This window comes from Hymenobacter sp. AT01-02 (genome assembly GCF_000961955.2).
In the GTDB taxonomy this organism is placed as follows: Bacteria; Bacteroidota; Bacteroidia; order Cytophagales; family Hymenobacteraceae; genus Hymenobacter; species Hymenobacter mucosus.
This window is the reverse complement of the sequence record NZ_JZIR02000028.1, coordinates 96,643-117,422: the sequence shown is the minus strand read 5'-3', so window position 1 is coordinate 117,422 and position 20,780 is coordinate 96,643. Positions and strand designations below refer to the sequence as shown.

Below are 20,780 nucleotides of genomic sequence, written 5' to 3'. Positions count from 1 at the left end.
CATTCTCTCTGCGGTCAGGAGTACGGGTTGAGATTTACAATAACCTCAACAGCCCCGCAACATTTGTTACTGCTGTAACCACAGATGCTAATGGTGCATATTCGTATAACTATGGTAATAACAATGGTAGAAGCTTCATTGTAAGAGTCGTTAGCAATACGGTTACATCGAGTAGAGGAGGTAACGGTTTGGTTCCTGTAGTCACGTATAGAAGCACCATTGCCGAGACTACTGACATTCGGAGTGATGATCTTGCCTACGTTGGAGGCCAGAACCCATCACAAACCGATGCTGGGTCAAATACATCTAATGCTAATTTAGTTGCCGCTGGCGCTCTTGTGTATACGACTGTACCAAGTGCTGATAGAAATGACGCCTTCGTGAATGTCGATTTCGGCTTCAGCTTCGATGTAGTAACGAATACGAACGATTCCGGGCAGGGCTCTTTGCGGCAGTTCGTCATTAATAGCAATGCGCTATCCAACACCAGCCTAGACCAGCGTCCGTTCAATAACAATGGCACCGCTACTGGCACCGACTTTCCGGCCGGGCAAGAAACCTCCATTTTTATGATTTCGGATGGTACCGCTCGACCGGGGTTGCGGGCGGGGCTACCCAATCAGCTAACTAACGCTAGCAACGCTGCCGCCACTTCTGGCAACCGCCGGGCGTTGATTACGCTCACAGCCAGCCTTGATGCCATTACGGACGCAGGTACTGCCCTTGATGGCACTACCCAAACCACGCTCCTAGACTCCAACACCGGCTCCCTTGGCAGTAGCGGTACTGTTGGCACTACCAACATCACTTTCAGAACGTTTTCCGCCCCTGAAGTAGAAGTTTCGGTGCCCAACACGAATGGGGCATCAGGCATTACAAGTTCAGCTAACAACATCATTCTGCGAGGCATAGCCGTGCACGGGGGTGGGGCTAACTTTGGCGATGCAACAATAGAAGCCACGGCGGGTACCAGCCTGCTGATAGAAGGCTGTGGCATTGGCATCAGTGCCTTCTCGCTTGCGGCTCCGGCTAACCCCACGGCCGGAGTAGGCGTGTACTTGCAGAACCCTTCGGGCACTGTTCGTAACAGCATTGTGGCCGAGTGCGGCCGTTCGTGCATCAACTACTCCGCTGGGTTTAACGTGACGGGTAGTGGCTACACAATTACGCAAAATGAGCTACTACAAGGTGGCCGGGTTACGGCGGGCGGCGACAATATTACGGTAGGGCGAGCCGACGGTGCGCCGGGAGCCGCTGGCCCAGTGACAATTACTGAGAACCTGATACGGGATGCTAATAGCAGCGGCATTCAGCTGGAGATTGGGTCTATCAGCAACAACACCATCAGCAACAACACCATTACTGGCAACGGCAAAGGTGGGGCACCTACTCGCTTGGAAGGTTCGGGCATTCACTACTTGCTCCGTAGAGACCCAACCAACAACCCCATTCTCAGCACCAACTCTGACCGGATTACCCTTAATGTCATTTCCAACAACCAGTCGTCGGCAGTAGTAATCAATTATGGGCAGCGCAACGTGCGCGTCACGCGGAATTCCATTTACGGTAATGGTGACGGTACTACCGGCGGCGAAGGCCTCATTGCCGTTGACTATACCCCTGCCACGTACTATGCGGGCGGAAACCCTGCATACGGCCAGGGCGACGGGGTAACTCCTAACGACGGTACTACCAGCAGTGAGAAGCCCAACTTTGGGATGAATTACCCCATCATCACGAAGAAGAATGTAACCATCAACGGGGCTACTACTACGCTGCACGTGGAGGGCTTTGTAGGACGCACCGCCGGGCAAACAGCTTTTGCCAATACCGAAATTGAGTTTTACCGCGGCGACAACTCTACGGATACCAACCAGAACGGTGAGATTTTCGCGGGCGACGGACAGAACTTCCCGCACGGGGAGCCCCGCACTTACTTGGGCAACACCCTCACTGGCTCAACGGGCTCTTTCTCAGCAGACATTGTTATTCCCTCTAACTCTATTTCGCCGGCGCTGCTAACCACCGACCCCATCAATGCCCTTGCTTATAAGGCAGACATGGGCACCTCGGAAGCCGGTATCAACCTGATTCCGAATACGATTCCGGCGGGAGCTTGCCAGTAGAGCTAGTACATTTTGATGCCCGGGCGGCGGGCAGCAACGCCCTAGTGACGTGGGCCACGGCCATGGAGAAGAATAACGACCACTTTGAGGTGCAGCGCAGCCGCGACGGCCGCGAGTTTGTAACGGCTGGTACGGTGAAAGGCCGTGGCACCACGCAGGTAGGCTACGCCTATAGCTTCACGGATGCCCTTGCCGATGCGACGGGCCTGTACTACTACCGCCTGCGGCAGGTAGACACCGATGGCACTGATTCTTACACGGCCGTGCAAACGGTAAGCTTTATTGGTAGCACATCGGAGGCAAGCCAGGCACTACGGTTCTACCCAAACCCGACTACGAACACAATCACCCTCGACCAGAACGCGCTGGCCGCTGGTACCTATCAGCTCACCGTGACCAACTTGCTGGGAAGCGTAGTAGCAACCCAAACAATTACGGGTGGCCGACGCAACACCGTTGATCTGCAGCGCCTACCTGCGGGTAGCTACTTAGTGCATGTGCGCAACAACGCTGTGCAGCTAACGCAAAAGGTAGTGAAGAACTAACCCTACGTAGTCATAGGGCTGCCACTGCCCGACTACCCGTTACTTTCTGATCAGGAAGTAGCGGGTAGCCGGGCAGTGGCGCGTTTAGCGCCAGCTACCACTGGCCGGAGCTGCCTTTTATTTCGCCTTCAATATCGCGCACCTGGTTTTCCAGCAGGGCCAGGCCGCGGCGAAATGCATCGGCTACTTCTTCTTTTTCGTGGTCGGGCAAGGGGCCCTGCTCGCGCACTTGCTCGCGAATTTGTCGCAGGTGGTGTAGGAGGTTGTCCCACTCCTCCGCACCGTTCTGCTGTTGGTTGTCCGTCATAGCCTTATACCCACCGGGGCTACTTGTACTGCGTGAATTAGGAAGATACGGGAGTGTTACCGAAAAGTGTCGGAAACTTTCGCGCGCCAGCAGCGGTATTGACTAGCGCGTATTCCTCTCGAAGAACGCCAGCTGGCTTCTCTCCTGCGTGGAGGTGAAACCAAGGTGGTTCAAACGGCCAGAACAGCGGTAGTACCTCCCCCGCGAGCAGGTACGTCCCCTCTGTTATCTGCTTTCCCACGGGGCAGTGGCCGCTATTGTACCTTTGAGAACTACGCTTGTGCGCCGGTGGCGTACGTTGCTTACTGCGTGCCCGACCGGAGTTGCCTTCGGCCGGGCTTCTACCTTTGCCTCCCCCTAGCCGATACTTGTTTTGAAGGTTTCCGATTTTCTCAAGCTCTACTCCCTGGACCCTACCGCCCTGGCTGTGGGCGCCCGCCTGAATCCGGCCACGGCAAACACCCTGCGCGGCGCGGCCGACAAGGCCGATGCCAGCGCCGTACGCCTGCATCTGCGCGGGTTAGTAGGTAGCCAGGATGCGGTGCTGGCCGCGGCCCTGCACCAGGAGTTCCCGGATCAGCATCACTTGTTTATTTTGCACGACCGGGATGAGGCAGCCTACTTCCTGGCCGACCTGCAGCACTTGGTGCCCGAGGAAGAGCCGCTGCTGTTTCCTACCTCCTACAAGCGGCCCTACAGCTTCGATGAGACGGAAAATGCCAATGTGCTCATGCGGGCCGAGGTGCTGAACAAGCTCAACTCCCACCGCGGCCCCAAGACTACTGCCGAGCAGGCGGCCGACGATGCCGAAGAAGTAACGGCGCCGGAAAACCAGCCCAAGGGCAAGAAGCGTGTGAAAGCCACGGCCAAGGAAACCGCCGGGGCCCTCATCGTAACCTACCCCGAGGCCCTGTTCGAGAAGGTAATCAACAAGAAAAGCCTGGTAGCCAACACCTTCCTGGTGAAGGTAGGCGATAAGCTGGATGTGAACTTCGTGAGTGATATGCTGGCGGAGTACGACTTCGAGCGGAGCGATTTTGTGTATGAGGCGGGCCAATTTGCGGTGCGCGGGGGCATTGTAGACATTTTCAGCTACGCCAACGAGCTGCCCTACCGCATTGAATTGTTCGGGGACGAGGTAGAGACGATTCGCACATTTGACCCCGAAAGTCAACTGTCGGTGGAGAAGCGCCAGCAGGTAAGCATCATCCGAACGTGCAAACCAAGCTGCTCCAGGAAACACGGGAAGCCTTCCTGGACTTCATCCCGAAGAATACCGTGCTCTGGGCCAAGGACGTACGCCAGACCTTGGACGTGGTAGACGAGTACTTCGATAAGGCCGAGCACGGTTTTAAGGAGTTACTGGCCGCTTCAGGTGGCACGCAGGTAGTAAGCAAGCCCGACGATTTGTTTGAGTCCGGGAAGTCGTTGAAGAAGCTGCTGGATGGGTTTGCGGTGGTGGAATTCGGCAAGCGGTTTCACTTCAAAGCCGGGTCCGAGGAGTTCCAGTTCAGCAGTAAGCCCCAGCCCAGCTTTGGCAAGGACTTCAACCGCATTGTAAAGAACCTGCACGATAACCAGAAGAAGGGCTACACCAACATCATTGCGGCCGAGCAGGTACGCCAGGCCGACCGCCTGCGCACCATCTTCGACGAGCTGGACAACAACGTGCAATTTCAGCACTTGCTGCTGGGCTTGCGCGAGGGCTTCATTGATGAAACCCTCAAGCTCATCGTTTACACCGACCACCAGCTTTTTGAGCGGTATTACCGGGCTCAGGAAACCCGCAAGTTTAGCAAGAAGAAGGCGCTGACTTTGAAAGAGCTGCGTACCCTGGTACCCGGCGACTACGTGGTGCACCAGGACTACGGTATTGCGCGCTTTGCGGGCCTCACGCAGGTAGAAATCAACGACCGGGTGCAGGAAGCCATCCGGCTGGTGTACCGCGACGACGATGTGCTGACCGTGAGCATTCACGCCCTGCACAAGATTGCCAAGTACAGCGGGGCCGAGGGCACGCCGCCCACCATGAGCAAGCTGGGCTCGCCGGAGTGGGAAAACAAGAAGAAGTCCGTCAAGAAGAAGGTGAAGGACATTGCGGCCGAGCTGATTCGGCTGTACGCCAAGCGCAAAACCGCGCCCGGCCACGCCTTCGCCCACGATTCCTTTATGCAGGCCGAGCTGGAATCAAGCTTCATCTATGAGGATACCCCCGACCAGGCCAAAGCCACCGAGGACGTGAAGCGCGACATGGAGGTACCCCACCCCATGGACCGCCTGGTGTGCGGCGACGTGGGTTTCGGCAAGACGGAAGTAGCCATTCGGGCGGCGTTCAAGGCCGTGGCCGACGGGAAGCAGGTAGCCATTCTGGTCCCAACCACCATTCTGGCTATGCAGCACTACAAAACTTTCCGGGAGCGGCTCGCCGACCTGCCCGTGACGGTGGAGTACGTCAACCGCTTCAAGACGACCAAGCAGATCAAGGACACACTGGGCCGGGTGGCAGAGGGCAAAACCGACATTCTCATTGGTACCCACCGCCTCACCAACAAGGACGTGCAGTTCAAAGACCTGGGCTTGCTGGTGATTGACGAAGAGCAGAAGTTCGGGGTGAAAACCAAGGACAAGCTAAAGGAGCTGAAGGTGAACGTGGACACGCTCACGCTCTCGGCCACGCCCATTCCGCGCACCCTGCACTTTTCCCTTATGCGCCCGCGACCTGAGCGTGATTGCCACGCCCCCACCCAACCGCCAGCCGGTGCAAACTGAGTTGCACGTGTTCGATGAGCTCTTGATTCGGGATGCTATTTCGCGGGAGCTGAAGCGGGGCGGGCAGGTGTTTTTCGTGCACAACCGCATTAAGGACATTGAGGAGCAGGCCAGCATGATTCTGCGCCTCGTGCCCGACGCCCGCGTAACCTACGTGCACGGGCAGATGGACGGCGACCTGCTGGAAAAGCGCATGATGAAGTTCGTGGATGGCGACTTCGATGTACTGGTGAGTACTACCCTCATCGAGTCGGGTTTGGACATTGCCAACGCCAACACCATCATCATCAACCGCGCCCACATGCACGGCCTCTCCGACCTGCACCAGATGCGCGGGCGGGTAGGCCGCTCCAACAAGAAGGCCTACTGCTATCTGCTCACGCCTCCGGTAGCCGGCCTACCTTCCGATGCCCGCAAGCGCCTGAGCACCCTGGAGGAATTCTCGGACCTGGGCGCGGGCTTCAACGTAGCCATGCGCGACCTCGACATTCGGGGGGCGGGCAACCTGCTGGGCGGCGAGCAGTCGGGCTTTATCAACGACCTGGGCTTCGAGACCTACCACCAGATTCTGGACGAGGCCGTGCAGGAACTGAAGGAAACCGAGTTCCGCGACCTGTTCCTCGGCGACCCGACCCAGCGCCTGCAAGAAGCCGCCGGCACCGGCCGCCCCAAGGAGTGCAACATCGAAACCGACCTGCAAATCCTCATCCCTGATGCCTACGTGAGCAGCGTGTCGGAACGCTTACAGCTCTACAGCAAGCTAGACCGCGCCAAAGGCCCCGAGGAGCTGCGCAAGGTGCTCAACGGCATGGTGGACCGCTTCGGGCCGCTGCCCGCCGAGGTGGAGCAGCTAGCCGACATTGTGCGCCTGCGCTGGCAGGCCTGCCAGGCCGGCTTCGAGAAGCTGACGCTGAAGAAGAACCTGCTGAAAGGCTTCATTCCGGCCACCAACAACGAGCCCTACTTCCAGGGCCCCACCTTCGGCAATATCCTCAGCTACGTGCAAACCCACCCCCGTTCGGCCTCCATGAAGGAGCGCAAGGAGCAGCTCATCATCAGCATCGAGGACGTGAAAAACGTGCAAGCCGCCCAACGGATTTTGAGTGAGTTGGGAAGTGAGGAAAAGGTTGAGGTCTAAAAAAAAGGGCTGCTATTGATATAGCAGCCCTTTTTTATTTTTTCTTGTTAATTGCATCGCGCATTTTTAATGCAAGATCACTTTCCTTAGTAGGATTATCAGCCAATTTATCTTGTTTATAATCAGATTTTCTACCTCTCGATTTCGACAAATACATATCCATTTTCTTTAGTTTAACTGTAAATGGAGGATGAAAATTGTAAGGAAGTTTATCAACAACATCTTGACATATCTTTTTAGCCTGTCCATATCTATTAAGCCTTATAAACACCTCTGTAATCTGTACTAGAGCAGCCAAAACTTCAGCTCTAGTACCAGCTTGCAGATCAATTATTTCTCCAGAAGCCAAAAGTTCTATGAGAACATTCCCTGGATACCTAGTTATTGCAACAAACATATTTGCTTGATCACTAAACTGCTTTTTGTAGTCATCTGGTTCTATTATGCCCACCCGCCTTTCTTCTAAAATTCTTTCACGACCATCTATTGATAGTTTAGATTGATATATAGCAAGAAGACTTTTAAGTTGAATAGACTGCTCTTTTGTAACATCATTTCTATGTCTTAAATACGTGTTAATAACAGAAATAGCCTCCTCTCTGGAATTATCTAAATCGGCAGCCCATAGATATTGAGCATAGTTTTTTATAAAAACAAAACTTTTATCAAATGAATGTTTATAATCTGCAAATAGTTTTAAAGTAGCCTGCGCATTGCTCCGAGATGAAAAAAGATATGCTCCGAGATTTAGAATAGCTTGAATCTTTACAAGCGGGCTTGTTTGAGGTCTATTAATAATCATTCTATACTTTGTAATCACTTCCCCTTCTGGAGCAGTAACACGTGTAGAATCAGCATCAAACAACAAAGCATTATCATTATCCAATTTTTTATCTTTACCAATAATAGAAAGCTTCGTTGTTAATCTAGCTTGATACGAAGGCTCCTGCTTTTGATAGTATTCGTTCATTATTTTTAATATCTCTCTTGAATACACTCTAAAGAATTTTTGGTCTACAATTTCAATTATCTTTAGCTTAGCCAATTCATTTATTGCTACTTCAAATTCATCTTGATTATCTTCCATATTTAGAAGAAATTTTAATTTAGCAATTACATTTGATAGGTCACTTTGATCAACCAAAAGGCTTATAGCTGTAAAAACGGACTGAGCAATAGGAGATAAATAATCATATATTCTATCGTAAAGAAACCTCACAGCTGAAGCCGAAGACTTTATGTCTATACCTATTACCTCATTAAGATCTCCTTTTTGAGCAAGAAGTACTGCAAATTGAAATATAAACAACGGGCGCCCTTCTGTAATCTCATGCACCTTTGAAGAATTGCCATTTTGATTAAGAACTTTAATTAAAGCTTCAGGTCTTATAGTGGGAGCTTCCACGGCTACCACTTCAAGCAAAAACTCTATCATCTCTTTTTCATCAAGCTCATTCGTCTTAATCTCTTCACCCATAATTAATGTAGCCGCACGAGTAGTAATTATAACTTTATGAAAATTAATATTTAATTTTTTAATAAAATCAAGCACCTTACTTTGCTCAATAAGGGAAAATGTTTCAAAATCATCAATAATCAACAGCAGCTTCCCTTCAAATTTAATTATATCATCTATTTCAGAAGAAGGAGCACCAAACATTATATCATTAACATATTGAGCTATAGATTCCATAGAATCAACTTTTTCATTATCAACTTCGTTAATATTACCTTTAAAATAGTTATAATAACGGTCCTTAGCCGAGAGAAAAATAATATAATCAAATTTTTTTCTCTCTGCGTTAGCTAAATCTTCGCAAAGACTTTGGATAGAAGCTGTCTTACCAACACCTCCATGCCCCCATACTGTTGCAAATACAGAAGACTTACTTTCAAGTAAAAATTTCTCTATCTTTCCTTTAACTCCAGTTTCAATATATTTTTTATAATTTTTATTAAACACATTTAAAACAGTCCCATTACCACTCCTATATTTCTTTGAATCAATCTCAACCACAATATTCGAAAAATCACTAATCTCGAATAACTCATCGCCGGTCTTAATCAATTTATTATACCTAGACAATCCCGACAACTTTTCCTGTATTGAAGAAAATATATAATACTCCCCTTCATCTTTAATAACAACAAAGGGAGACAGCCTAAAATAACCTATTGATTCATTATAACCATATAAGCCTGTCTTAGCAAATTCATAAACTTCAAGCGAGCAATTCCAAGGAAAATAATCACTCCCATTAGACTTGTATATAATTCCCACTGCCATTCCATTAGAAATTTCGTCCACAGTAATCAAGTCAATGTTCCCTGACAGGAAAGGAACACCAGAATCTAATAGTCCATCTTGCAATTCATTAAGCAACTTTATCAACTCCTCAATTCCATCTTCAAATGTATATCCATGTCCTAACTTTTCATTTCTAAATGAAGGATAATTTTCGAGAGATTTTCTCATCTTTTTATTTCCGAAAAACTCTTTATCCACATCCATCCTTCTAATCAAACTAATAATAGTACCTACAGAAGGCTTTATAATATTTGAAGAAATATATTCTTTACTCTCCGTTGTGAGATTGTTATAATTTCTATTCCACAGATAACCCAACATTAGCATTAGCATATATTCGTACCTTGCCTGACAATGTACGCTCAGAGCTGCCTGGTTCCCCTGTGCTGCCACGACTTGAATCTTACGCGACAAACTTTTAAGAATAAAATCCATTTTATATTTCAATGTTGAACTTATTGTTTTGCAATATAACACGTTTATTATTAATCAATCATACCTCAAATGAATTCTACTTTAAATATTTGCCTGGTGGTTCGCATAATATTTAATGACCTAATAAATTCTCTTCCTCACCCCACATCTTTCTTCTTCGTATTACTATTAGTTCTGTCTGCCTTGGAAAGCCGTTACATTGCGGCTCTTAAATTGCAAGTTATTGGTTACCTCACCTGGCCGCGGAAGTGGCCCAGTAGCGGGCGGCTACCACTCGGCTTTCAGCACCGACATGATGAGTTTATCATGGAACTGGCCGTTGCGTAGGCACGCTTCGCGCAGGCGGCCTTCCAGCTTGAAACCGGCTTCGGCGCAGGCTTTTACCCCGCCTATGTTTGGCTCCGAGACGGTGAGCATAATGCAGTGCAGGAAGTGGGGAGCTGCAACAGCGCGACGATGCTTGGCTGATGGCCGTAGATGCACAGTGATTCTGGGCGTTGCGTATCTCCTGCCGGGTTTTGGCTTTGCCGTAAATCGAGAGGTACTTATCGGACGATGTTGAAGGCTACACGGCCTTCTCGGCCATGTCCAGGGCGGAACCGGTAGAGCGTGTTTGGGAAATGCAGAGGGCACAAAAGAAGCGAGTCAGTGAGTTGCGGCGGGAGTTCCTAGGCTTCCGCTCGCATGATAGTTGACGGCTATCAACCCCTTCCTGACGCGCAGTGGCAAGTTATGGCGATAGAAGAATACACCTGACCACGTTCAACTGGGTCGCCTTGCTTCCATAGCCGCCGGCGGCAGTTGTGCTGAACGCCAAGCGCAACCATATCCTTTGACTGACGGCTGCCGTTACTCCTGCACCCATCTTCCTCTTTATCTACTCGTTAATCGTCCTTATGAGCAAGCCCATTTCCCGCCGTATGCACGGCGCCCTCGACTATTCCGCCGCCCCCCTCGTCGTCGCCGCCCCGGCGCTCATCGGCTTTAGCGAAGACAAAACCCCCGCTACCCTGGGCTACGTGCTGGGCAGCGGCATCTTGGCCCTTACCGCCTTCACGCGCGCCGAGTGGGGCCTGGTAAAATCGGTTCCCTACAAAACCCACCTGGCCATCGATGTGGTGACGGCCCTCACCAGTTTAGGTGCGCCGTGGCTCCTAGGTTTTTCCAACAACAAAAAAGCACGCAACACCTTCTTGGCCATCGGCGCCACGCTGCTGACCACCGGCTTGCTCTCCGAGCGAGAGGAGATGCCGAAATACCGCTAATCGTCGGTTACTTGTTTTGGAAAAAGCCTTTCTGCGCAAACAGAAAGGCTTTTTTACGTGAAGAGGCGGTTTGGCTTTGGGTAAAGCCCCCTGGCACGCTATGCTTCGATACGTTCAGCATAACCAATTTTACTAGCCCAAACACGCTCTTATTGGTGCGGAATACCCATTTCAGGCCGTTGGCCTTGGCGGGCACTGCATAGAAGATGGGACCGGGGCCGGATTTGCCGGCGGCGCGGCTACGGTCCAGCTGCATGGTGCCTTCAGAGCTAGCAGCAGGTTTCGCTGGAGGGTTTGCGGTAGCCAGGTTCCTAGGGTACCGAGATAATGAATAGTTGACCTGCTCCAGCATTCGACTACGGGCGAGGCAATCTGATCAGCGAAACGCAAGCTACTGGCGGCTACCACTCGGCTTTCAGCACCGACATGATGAGCTTATCATGGAACCGGCCGTTGCGTAGGCACGTTTCGCGCAGGCGGCCTTCGAGCACAAAACCTGCCTTGGCGTAGGCTTTTACCCCGCCTACGTTGGGCTCCGAGACGGTGAGCATGATACGGTTGAGGTGAAGCTCGGTGAAGCCCAGGGCCAGCACTTGCTTCGTGACCTCGGTGCCCACGCCCCGGCCCCAGTGGGCTTTCTCCCCGATGAAGATGAAGTACTCGCCCGATTGGTTGAGCCGGGAAATGCCGGAGATGCCCGCGTAGCCGAGTAGCTCCTGGGTATCGGTGGTGAAGATGCCCCGGTTGAGGCTGCTGTCGTCGCGGAGGGTGCGGGCAAACCAAGCGTCTATCTGGGCCTCCGTGGTCATGGTCTGGAACGCCGACAGGGAATACTCGATGACTTCCGGGTCTTTGATCCACTTATAGAAGTGGCCTACGTGTTGGGGTTGCAGGGGAGCTAGCGTAATCATGGGGCCGTTTTGGGCGAAGGTAAGGTGATGCGCCTCTCCGCTAGTGGTCTTGGAACCTACGAGTAGTCTCGGAACCCCTTCCTCAGGATTCAACTACCTAAATTTCAGCTTTTTCTTCTACCCGCAATCCGCTCCTATATCCACTGCGTAGCTTTTTTCATCACGGATTTATCTCACCTAAACTCCTACAAATGAAAACCAAGTTCTACTTCGGCCAGCTATTGGCTACTGCTGGGCTTTTCTGCGCGTTGGTTGGTTGCGAAAAGGCCACGGATGATGCGGTGGCCCCGGCGGGCAGCACGGGCATCAGCGACGTAAAACGGGCAGATCTGCCTTTTCGCTTCTACGCTCTGGCGGGTGGCCTACAGCTGGATGCATTTGAAGGCTCAAACCCTGACCGGGTAGTTAACTCAGTTTCTATTACGGGTTTGCAGAGTGGTGAGAGAGTTCTGGCTATTGATTTCCGGCCGGCCACGGGGCAGCTCTACGGGCTGGGCAGCAGCAGCCGGCTCTACGTAATTAACCCACAAACTGGTGCCGCCCGCGCCATCGGCACCCAGGCCTTCACCCCGGCGCTTACCGGCTCAATAGCGGGCTTCGACTTCAACCCCACCGTAGACCGTATTCGGGTAGTGACGGACGCCGGGCAGAACCTACGCCTGAACCCCGAAACCGGTACGGTAGCTGCCGTAGATGGCACTATTAACGGGGTGAGTGGAGCTATGCTGGCCGGAGCCGCGTATACCAACAACGTAGCCGGGGCCGCCTCCACTACCCTATATGATATTGATATAGCCACCCAGAAGCTCTACAAACAAACGCCCCCCAACGATGGTACGCTGGTGGAAGTAGGCGACCTGAAGATTAAGGTTACTGGCAATGGCGGCTTCGACATAGTACCCGGCACCGATCTGGCTCTGGGCCTGTTTGAGGTCAACAAGAAACCTACGCTCTTCCAGGTAGACCTGACCACGGGGGCGGCGCGCATTCTGGCCAAGTACGACAAGGACGAGCAGTATACCGGCCTTGCCATTCCAACCCAGCCCGTGGCCTACGCCGTGAGTGCCAGTAGCCAGCTTCTTATCTTCAACCCCACCGCTCCTGGCACATCCGTTGCCAAGCCCATCACTGGCCTAAGCAGCGGGGAGACGATAGTTGGGCTTGATTTCCGACCCGTGAATGGGCAGCTCTATGCCGTGAGCAGTGCCAGCCGTTTGTTTACGCTGAATGCTTCTTCGGGCGCGGCCACGCTGGTAGCTACGCTCAGCGTGCCCCTTCAGGGTACTTCTTTCGGGGTTGACTTTAACCCCGTGGTAGACCGCATTCGGGTGGTGAGCAACACGGGCCAGAATCTACGCATTAACCCCGCCGATGGGGCGACTATTAAGGATGGCAACCTGAATCCCGGTACGCCCGCCGTTACGGGTGCCGCCTATGCCAACAACGTAGCAGGTACCACTACTACTACCCTCTTCGATGTAGATGTAGCCAGCGACAAGGTGTTCCGGCAGATGCCGCCCAACGATGGTACGCTGGTAGAAGTAGGCGCACTCGGCGTGAATGCCGAAGCCTCTACTGGCTTTGACATTGGGGGCACCAGCAACGTGGCGTATGCTCTGCTGGAAGTATCGGGCCGCACGGGTCTCTACCGCCTCAATACCACTACGGGTAGCGCCCGACGCCTCGGCGACTTCTCTGACCGCGTTTCCGGGTTCACTATTGGCCTGGGCTTTTAGCGGTTAGCTTACCACATTTTCAACCGCTCCTGGTGCAGTCCGTGCGCCAGGAGCGGTTCTGTTTTAGTAGCAACGATAAGCGAAGCAACATACCGGATTCCGCAGCAGGGTACGAGCACGGCCTAGGGGTTAGGCAATGAGCACGCCGTAGGCTGCCTGTACCCAGAAAAACGTCATTCCGCGCGTAAGAGTGATTGAGTTACTGCGCGGCGCGCGTGAGTACGGCTACCGGCGTAGCACCAGAAAGCAGGGTCAACTGGTTATCGGCGCTGATTTGATAGGTAAGGCTTGGGGTGTTGAGCACGGCTAGCAGTTGCTGCTCCACGTTCGGGCCCAGGCAAGCCATGCGGGTAGAACCTACTTGCCCAAAGCTGAGCGTATTGCCGGTGGCAGTGTAGCTTCCCATGAGGCGGTTGCAGCTAGTGAAGCCCGAGAGGTGGCCCGTGGCCGAATCGAAAATCAGGTGGGCCGCCCGCGTAGAGTCGGTGGCGGGCACGGGGGTACCGTTGAGGGTGCTTACCTGCCAGCGGCCGTTGAGGAGAGCGGGATTGGGGGCTACGGCAGACATAGCAACGCTGGAGGGAATGGTGCCAGTAGCTTCGGTGGCTTTCTGGCTACAGCTACTCAGGGCCAGGCCAAGGAAGAGCAGGCAAGATGGTAGACTAGGCAAATGGTTCATAGGACTGGCGGCGGACAGAGCGTGGTGGAGTGTACGGCCCTCACAAGGAGACGCAAGCGTAAGAAGTCAAGTTTCGGGCCATTGTAGCAGCCAGGATATTCCTCAACCCACCTTCAACGGCTGCTAGCTCGACGCTACGCCTAGTATACTCGTTCATGGTCTGCGGGTTCCGGGGCCGTCCCTTGGCTCTACTACCCAGCCTCTTGATGAAACAACAACGGGTCAGGATTTCAGGGAGTAACTGAGGAACTCAGCGGCTACTCAGCTCAGTACTTAGAAAAGGTGATGAGGGCGGCCAACCCCAGGCCGAAAAGAATAACTCCGCCAATGATGGCTCCTACCCCCACGCTACTAGCCGTGGCTCCGGCCACGAGCAAGCCCAGACCCAGCAACAGCACCACCACCGACAGAAAACAAACTATTGCCGCAAATGCCTTGGCACCTCCTTCCCTGGGTGCGCGGTGCTGCTGGGCTACGTGCTGCGTCGTATGTGGGCGGGGCACTAGCTGCCGAGCGGCCACCACAGGCATCTTGCTTAGCTGAACGGGTAGAGCGTGCCTGGCAAATACAGCCGCTTTGTGCTCCCGCGGGCCAGCAGTATGGTCGGCTGCTGGCGTATCCCTACTGGGTAGCGCTGCCCCTACCTGCCCCGCCGCCGGGGAGCCGGGTGCAGTTGGGGCCACAGCCACCAGCGGCCGGGAAGAGAAGGAAAACACCGCCTTTTCACTTTGGCAACTCCCGAGCAATACCGCACTTGTCAACCACCAGCACGCACGAGCATACTTCATTAGAAATTTATAGGAATAAGGAAAAGATGAAAGCAGCAAAGATAAAGGAAGGTGTAGCGGGCTGGTACTACCCGTGCGGGGCGCTTTATGTACCAGTAATTGCCGACCTAGCAACCGGCCGTAGGTAGGGTTATAAAGTCCGCTTATCTTGGGCGTCTGCCTTGCCGCATCCTTGAGGAAGTAGGCAGAAGAAATGCACGTTCTGCGAGCTGCCACCCACACCTATTCTCTTTCGGCCAGCCCTCTGGGGCGTATAAGCTCCGCACAGCGCAGGTTACGTGAGTTGATACAAGCCGATTTTATCTACTGTTCCTACCTCTTACTTAGTACTATATTCCATGAGCCGATTACTGCTGATTTTCTTACTGTGCGCGTTGGCTGGCGGGGCATTTGCCCAAAGTACGGTTGAGGGGGTGCTGGAGGCTGCCTACCAAGCAGGACACTTCAACGGGTCGGCGTTGGTAGTGCAGGAGGGCAAGGTAGTAGGCCGCGTCAGCAAGGGCTATGCAAATCTGCAGTTCGCGGTGCCCATTACGGCCAGCACGCGCTTCCCTATTGCCTCCATGACCAAAACCTTCACAACCATTCTGGTTTTACAGCTCATGGAGAAGTCCTTGCTCCAACTCGATGACAAAGCCGCGCAGTACGTCCCCGACCTGCCGGCCAGTTGCCAGAACATTACCCTTCGGGAGCTGCTGACCCACCACTCCGGCCTACAAAACGAGCCTCTGCTGGCGTACAAGGCCCGCTACTCCACTGCGGAGTACGTCAAGAAGTTTGTGAACAGGCCCGAGCAGACGAAGGAGCCGGGCTTCAATTACAATAATGTAGACTACGTGCTGCTTACCCGCGTTCTGGAGGTAGTCACGCACAAGTCGTACGCCGCGCTGCTGCAGGAGCGCATTTTCACACCCCTCGAGTTGCACGATTCGGGCGTTGTTCGGGAGGCTACCATCACGCCTAACTTGGCTTATGGCTACCACAACTATACGTTTGGGGCGGGCCACAAGACCGACACGCTTTTCAACGATTCGCCCGTCTACCTCTCCAATTACGCGGGGGCCGGCGCCATGTACTCTACCCCAGAGGATGTGTACAAGCTGGTGCAGGGGCTGAAATCACATCGACTGCTCTCCCGCAAAACTACCGCAGCCTACCTGATCAAGCCGCAGGATCCTACTTACATAGACGGCATCCGGGGCTACCCTACCCTGGGGTTTTACTTCAACGACCGGACCTTTCCCAACACGCCCCTCTTGGAGCGCCGAGGTAGCATTAACGGGTTCAACTCCGCCCTGCTGATGGACTCCAGCTTCCGCAAAGTCGTGATCCTACTGACCAACACCGACACGGGCGACATGGAAGTGCTCGGCGACCAGCTCTACCGGCAGCTACAATAAACAGGCCGCCTCGCTGAATCAAGGAGAGTTCTCCTCTCTGGATTGGAGTAAGCTAGCCAGATGGCTGGGCAAGTCCGCCAGCTAGCGCTGCACGTGCCCCAATGTGGGGCTTCCTAGCGACCAACAAAAAGCCCTGCCACGCTGGCAGGGCTTTTATGTTGGTAGCAGGGCCTGGGCCGCTAGCGCTAGTTAGAAGGTGCTCACGTTCAGGCGGCCACCCGTTACGCACTTGCCCGACAACGAGGCGGTAGGCGTGGCGCTGCTCAGGATGGCTTGCTTGATGGCAGCAGCCGTGGAGCCGGGGTGCAAAGAAGCGTACAGAGCCACCGCGCCCGTTACGTGTGGCGTAGCCATGGATGTACCGTTGTACGACTCGTAGATGTTGTAGGCTGTGCTCGACCAGATGCCCGAGCCTGGGGCGCCAATGTCAACGGTGGTAGCGCCGTAGTTAGAGAAGCTAGACTTGGCCCCGGCCGAGGTAATGGCAGCTACGGCAATTACGTTGGGCAAGTCCATGTTGGAAGGGTAGCTGGCTACGGCATCGTTGTTGTCGCCTACGCCGTCGCTGCCGCCGTTGCCGGCTGCGGCCACAAACAGAATGTTTTGGGTGTTGGCCCGGTTTACGGCATCGTAGAGCGCCTGCGAGAAGCCCCCACCTCCCCAGGAGTTGTTGCTAGCCACGATGTTCATGCCGTGTCGGGTTTTCAGGTCGTTGAGGTAGTCTACGGCTTTCACGGCGTTGGCCGTGGTGCCGCCCCGGCGCCCCAGAAACTTCGTGGAGATGATGGTAATATTCCAGTTCATGCCGGCCACGCCCTGGCCGTTGTTGGCCTTAGCCCAATGGTGCCCGCTACGTGAGTGCCGTGGTCGTCGGAGCTGCCGCGGGTAGTACCGTCGTATACGCTGTTGTTGTTGCCGTCGAAGTCCCAACCGTGAATGTCATCAATGTAGCCGTTACCGTCATTGTCCACGCCATCGGCGGGGTCGTAGGGGTTCGTCCAGATCTGGCCGGCCAAGTCGGGGTGGTCAAATTGTAATCCTTCATCGATAATGCCTACTACTACGCTGGAAGAACCGGTTTTGCCCGCCGCCCAAGCTGTGGAAGCCTGGCTGCCGTACTGGTTGGCGGCGTCCATGCCCCAGAGTGAGCCATTGGCCACGTACGTATCGTTGGTGGCGGCGCTGTGGGTATAGATGTAGTTGGGCTCGGCAAATTCTACCTCTAGGCCACCCTTCATCTTTGTAATGGCCTCAATGGCTGCTAGCGGCGTGTGCACTACTAGCAGGCCCTCCTTGTCGCCTTTGCGCTCCATGGCTTTGGTGAGAATTTTCTCCGACACCTTGCCGCCGATGCGGGCCAGCGCCGTAGTCTTGGCCGTTTCCGACAAGCCAGCCTTGAACTTGACCAGCAGTTCGTTGGCAACGTAGTCTTTCCCCGATTCGCCATAGGCGTTGGCCGTCTGGCTTTGCGATAAGCTACCGGCTGTATCAGGGGCGTCGAAGTTCTTTTCGCAGCTACCGAGACCTAGGGCCGATACTAGGCCAACGGCCAACCAGGACTTACGCGAAAAGGAGGAGGGATTGGACTTCATGAGCGTGTGTAGAATGTGGTTGTGGGGAAAGGAGGCGTATTGCAGCAAGACCCGAGTAGCGTGCTTTTGTGACGTTTATACCAAGCACAGCAGCCCGTTTCTATACTAGCAGGAAGTGTAAGTTTAGCGGGTTATCGGCGGGAAGTACAGGAAACAATCTTACTATTTGTGACATATACCTTTGCTTATAATTGCACGGCTCCCGGCCGCTATATTACCTCGGCACCATCCTTACTACCAGGCCTCTAGTAAGCCCCTCGCGCCAATTGTAGGGGTAGCAGATTCCTCAAAAAGCCTATCTTACCCCCACAACGCGTGCTGCTATGAACTTCCTGACGGTAAAAGCGCTAATTGCCTTTGCGGGTGTTGCCCTCACCCTGGGCGGCTGGTATTTCGATGCCATTAAAAAGCCCTATACCCACCTGTTCAGCCCCGATTGGCTGCCTCACGCCCGCTACCACAGCGCCCTCTGGCTATTTGCCATCACCGTTGCCTGCCTAGGCTCGTTGGACTTATTGTGGGGCCACTACCCGGGGCAAGACAGCCAACTGGCAATTTGGGTTGCAGCTTTCCTGCCTGGCTTGTTCTACCTGTCCTTTTTCCCGTCCCTGCTGTTCCGCCACGCCTCCTCCTGGGACGACGGAGAAGCTCCTTTTATGCCCATAGCCCCTCAGGTGCTGGTAGCTACCGTGATGCTGCTGGTGCTAGTAGGCGCCCTCTGGCTCGATACCCAACTGCGTCTGCCGGCCTAGAGCACGCACATGCCCTGCCCACCACCTCGGTTGCAGGGCATTTTAGAGGTTACATTGTGACTTTTACACCAGGTGAACGTGGCAACCGAGGAAAAGTAAAACACCTGCCAGCAACGGTAGAAGCAAGCTGCCCGGTGCCGAAGCGTATCCATACGCTTCGGCACCGGGCAGTCACTATATATACTACGAGTAGGAAAACAGGCCGGGACAGTTGTGCTGCTTGCTACTTTTTCTGGCCGTTTGGTCTTTCGTTGGCCTTGTAGTCGGTGAGCAGGTAGTTGGCCAGCGCTACAACAAAGAAGGACACAAAGTAGCGGCGGGCCTTGCGCTGGCGCAGAGCGCCCGTAGCCCAGGGCAGCAGCAGCAGGCTAGGCACAAAGGGCGTTTCTAGCTGTCCGTGCACTCGAAACGACACCAAACGTTTCAGGGCGAAAGGCTGGTCGGTGAAGGCGTTGAGAAGACCTTGCGCGCCAGCGAAGGCATAGCATAGGGTTTTGGCGCTGCCTTTCAGGCCAAACAAGTGCGGCGCTAGCGCCTGCAGCGTTACAAAGCCGTAGTCGATGGCACCGTGGGCTTTTGGCCCGATGGGTTGCGTGTTCATAGTAGGTAGCTAGTACTATTGAATAGGATGACAAGCCGGGGCGCTACTGAGCCAACCCAGTGGTAGCAGCTTTCTTTTGCTTGCGCTGCCGCTTTTCCTCTTTCATGCGTTGGCGCACGCCATCGTCCACGCCGCGGCCGGTGGGCATAGCTTGGTGCACGGAGCCCGGAGTAGCCGGGGCCGGCGGGGCCGTCTTGATTTGGTACCGGTGAGCAATATTGGCCGACACCCGCTCGGTGAAGTGGGGCATGAGGCCATGTGAGAAGAAGGCGCCGCGGGCTTTCCAACCTACGGGCAGCTCTTGCCGAGGCCGCACCGAAGAGCGCACCATGGCATTTACTACTTTGGAAGGGGGGTCCATGGCGGCCATGCGCGGCGTGCCCCCGCTGTAGTTGGCGGCGTGTCCCCAGAAGGGGGTATCCACGGCCCAGGGCTCAATGGTCACCACTTTGATAGCAGAGTAGCCGTTTAGGCGAAGCTCGTTGTTGAGGGCTTGATCGAGGTTGCGGATAGCGCCCTTCGTGGAGGCGTACACGGCATGGTAGGCCAAGGGCACCTCGCTTTCTACCGAGCCCAGGTTCATGAGCACACCCTTGCCTTGTTTCTGAAATAGCTTAATGGCCACCTGGCTCCCGTAGACGATTCCTTTCAGGTTTACATCTATCAGGCGGGAGTAGTCAGTGAGCGGAATTTCCCAAAACCGGCCAATGCCGCCCACTCCCACGTCATTTACCCACACGTCTACCCGGCCGTATTGCTGCACGGCGGCATCGGCCAGACGCTGCACTTGGTCGGGTTGGCTGATGTCGGTAGGTACTACCAAGGCCGTACCGCCCGCCGCCCTGATTTTGGTAGCTACTTCTTCCAGCAACTCAGTACGGCGGGCTGCTAGCACCACGTTGGCCTTAAACGAGCCCAGCTGTTCGGCCATGCCCCGCCCAAAGCCGCTAGAGGCCCCAATGATGACGTACGTTTTGCCTTGTACTTTCTGCTGACCACTAGCGCCCAGCTTGGTAGTGGTGCAGCTGCTAGTCCCCAGCAGTAGTACACCGAGTAGGAGCAAAAGCCAGGTAGCGCCGGCTCTTCTTTTGTGGCTACTAGTTGGTGCCGGCGGGTGGCTCAGGCCGGCTTTAAATAAGGATTGAAGGAACGATTGAGGTAGCGCAGGTTTCATAGACTGAAAGCAGGTTAGAAGCAGATTACTTCTTGACCTACGGCAAGCCCCGCAGCCTGGATATAGCCCAGCTTACTCAAAAACAAGCTTTTAGCCACCGCCTATACCCTCTTCCCTTGCTCTTGCTACCTGGCTTATCATCTGGTCAACAAGTTAGTGCTGCCGATGAATTCAACTTAGCAGACTAGTGTTCCTATGCCCCCACAACGCAAATCCGCGTCAGGAAAGGTGGCCGGCGGCTCCTGCTTTCCTGG

At 54.1% G+C, this 20,780-nt stretch carries 15 protein-coding genes and 2 pseudogenes; 7 read left to right on the top strand and 10 right to left on the bottom strand.

The features are described 5' to 3' along the window. The first annotated feature begins 380 nt into the window (after positions 1–380). Together VI25_RS11275 and VI25_RS11270 are read left to right on the top strand one after the other, a co-directional pair. Complete coding sequence (locus VI25_RS11275) at positions 381–2,126, top strand: right-handed parallel beta-helix repeat-containing protein (RefSeq protein ID WP_055562503.1); 1,746 nt, start codon at positions 381–383, stop codon at positions 2,124–2,126. Continuing rightward, positions 2,117–2,671, top strand: a complete 555-nt coding sequence (locus tag VI25_RS11270; protein WP_052694907.1) for a T9SS type A sorting domain-containing protein — start codon at positions 2,117–2,119, stop codon at positions 2,669–2,671. Before VI25_RS11275 ends, VI25_RS11270 begins: the two co-directional genes overlap by 10 nt. A gap of 94 nt (positions 2,672–2,765) precedes the next feature. On the opposite strand, the gene VI25_RS11265 is transcribed toward VI25_RS11270, so the two are convergent. After that, positions 2,766–2,978, bottom strand: coding sequence for a hypothetical protein (locus tag VI25_RS11265; protein ID WP_045687050.1), 213 nt, complete (start codon positions 2,976–2,978; stop codon positions 2,766–2,768). A 373-nt stretch (positions 2,979–3,351) separates the two neighbouring features. Between VI25_RS11265 and mfd the strand changes: the two are divergent. Next, positions 3,352–6,885: pseudogene (mfd, locus tag VI25_RS11260) on the top strand (transcription-repair coupling factor). 34 nt (positions 6,886–6,919) lie between these two features. Here the strand turns inward: mfd and VI25_RS11255 are convergent. After that, positions 6,920–9,628, bottom strand: coding sequence for an NB-ARC domain-containing protein (locus tag VI25_RS11255; protein WP_045687049.1), 2,709 nt, complete (start codon positions 9,626–9,628; stop codon positions 6,920–6,922). A 267-nt stretch (positions 9,629–9,895) separates the two neighbouring features. Beyond that, positions 9,896–10,045: a GNAT family N-acetyltransferase gene (locus VI25_RS25150; protein ID WP_161806925.1), complete on the bottom strand. Its 150-nt coding sequence runs from the start codon at positions 10,043–10,045 to the stop codon at positions 9,896–9,898. Positions 10,046–10,524: 479 nt separating this feature from the next. Here VI25_RS25150 and VI25_RS11250 point away from each other — a divergent pair, with 479 nt between their 5' ends. Further along, positions 10,525–10,893, top strand: coding sequence for a hypothetical protein (locus VI25_RS11250; RefSeq protein ID WP_045687048.1), 369 nt, complete (start codon positions 10,525–10,527; stop codon positions 10,891–10,893). Positions 10,894–10,900: 7 nt separating this feature from the next. On the opposite strand, the gene VI25_RS11245 is transcribed toward VI25_RS11250, so the two are convergent. Both VI25_RS11245 and VI25_RS11240 read right to left on the bottom strand, forming a co-directional pair. Continuing rightward, a complete protein-coding gene (locus VI25_RS11245) occupies positions 10,901–11,149 on the bottom strand; it encodes a hypothetical protein (RefSeq protein WP_045687047.1) in 249 nt (82 codons plus the stop codon). Between the two features lie 145 nt (positions 11,150–11,294). Beyond that, positions 11,295–11,804 carry a GNAT family N-acetyltransferase gene (locus tag VI25_RS11240; RefSeq protein WP_045687046.1) on the bottom strand — a complete coding sequence of 170 codons (510 nt, stop codon included), beginning with the start codon at positions 11,802–11,804 and terminating at the stop codon, positions 11,295–11,297. Between the two features lie 191 nt (positions 11,805–11,995). On the opposite strand from VI25_RS11240, the gene VI25_RS11235 reads away from it, so the two are divergent. Continuing rightward, positions 11,996–13,540, top strand: coding sequence for a DUF4394 domain-containing protein (locus tag VI25_RS11235; RefSeq protein ID WP_052694906.1), 1,545 nt, complete (start codon positions 11,996–11,998; stop codon positions 13,538–13,540). Between the two features lie 199 nt (positions 13,541–13,739). On the opposite strand, the gene VI25_RS11230 is transcribed toward VI25_RS11235, so the two are convergent. Both VI25_RS11230 and VI25_RS11225 read right to left on the bottom strand, forming a co-directional pair. Beyond that, positions 13,740–14,108 carry an META domain-containing protein gene (locus VI25_RS11230; RefSeq protein ID WP_161806924.1) on the bottom strand — a complete coding sequence of 123 codons (369 nt, stop codon included), beginning with the start codon at positions 14,106–14,108 and terminating at the stop codon, positions 13,740–13,742. Between the two features lie 377 nt (positions 14,109–14,485). Further along, the gene (locus VI25_RS11225) at positions 14,486–14,902 is read right to left on the bottom strand and encodes a hypothetical protein (protein WP_161806923.1); all 417 of its coding nucleotides are present in this window, start codon (positions 14,900–14,902) and stop codon (positions 14,486–14,488) included. Positions 14,903–15,345: 443 nt separating this feature from the next. Between VI25_RS11225 and VI25_RS11220 the strand changes: the two genes are divergently transcribed. Continuing rightward, positions 15,346–16,407, top strand: coding sequence for a serine hydrolase domain-containing protein (locus VI25_RS11220; RefSeq protein ID WP_045687043.1), 1,062 nt, complete (start codon positions 15,346–15,348; stop codon positions 16,405–16,407). A gap of 189 nt (positions 16,408–16,596) precedes the next feature. Here the strand turns inward: VI25_RS11220 and VI25_RS11215 are convergent. Continuing rightward, positions 16,597–17,999 (bottom strand): annotated as a pseudogene (locus tag VI25_RS11215) (S8 family peptidase). Between the two features lie 323 nt (positions 18,000–18,322). Between VI25_RS11215 and VI25_RS11210 the strand changes: the two are divergent. Further along, a complete protein-coding gene (locus VI25_RS11210) occupies positions 18,323–18,751 on the top strand; it encodes a hypothetical protein (RefSeq protein WP_045687042.1) in 429 nt (142 codons plus the stop codon). A 223-nt stretch (positions 18,752–18,974) separates the two neighbouring features. Here the strand turns inward: VI25_RS11210 and VI25_RS11205 are convergent, their stop codons facing one another. Beyond that, entirely contained in the window at positions 18,975–19,352 is a 378-nt protein-coding gene (locus VI25_RS11205) for a hypothetical protein (protein ID WP_045687041.1), read from the bottom strand. A 43-nt stretch (positions 19,353–19,395) separates the two neighbouring features. After that, positions 19,396–20,526, bottom strand: coding sequence for an SDR family NAD(P)-dependent oxidoreductase (locus VI25_RS11200; RefSeq protein WP_082455499.1), 1,131 nt, complete (start codon positions 20,524–20,526; stop codon positions 19,396–19,398). Positions 20,527–20,780 lie beyond the last annotated feature (254 nt).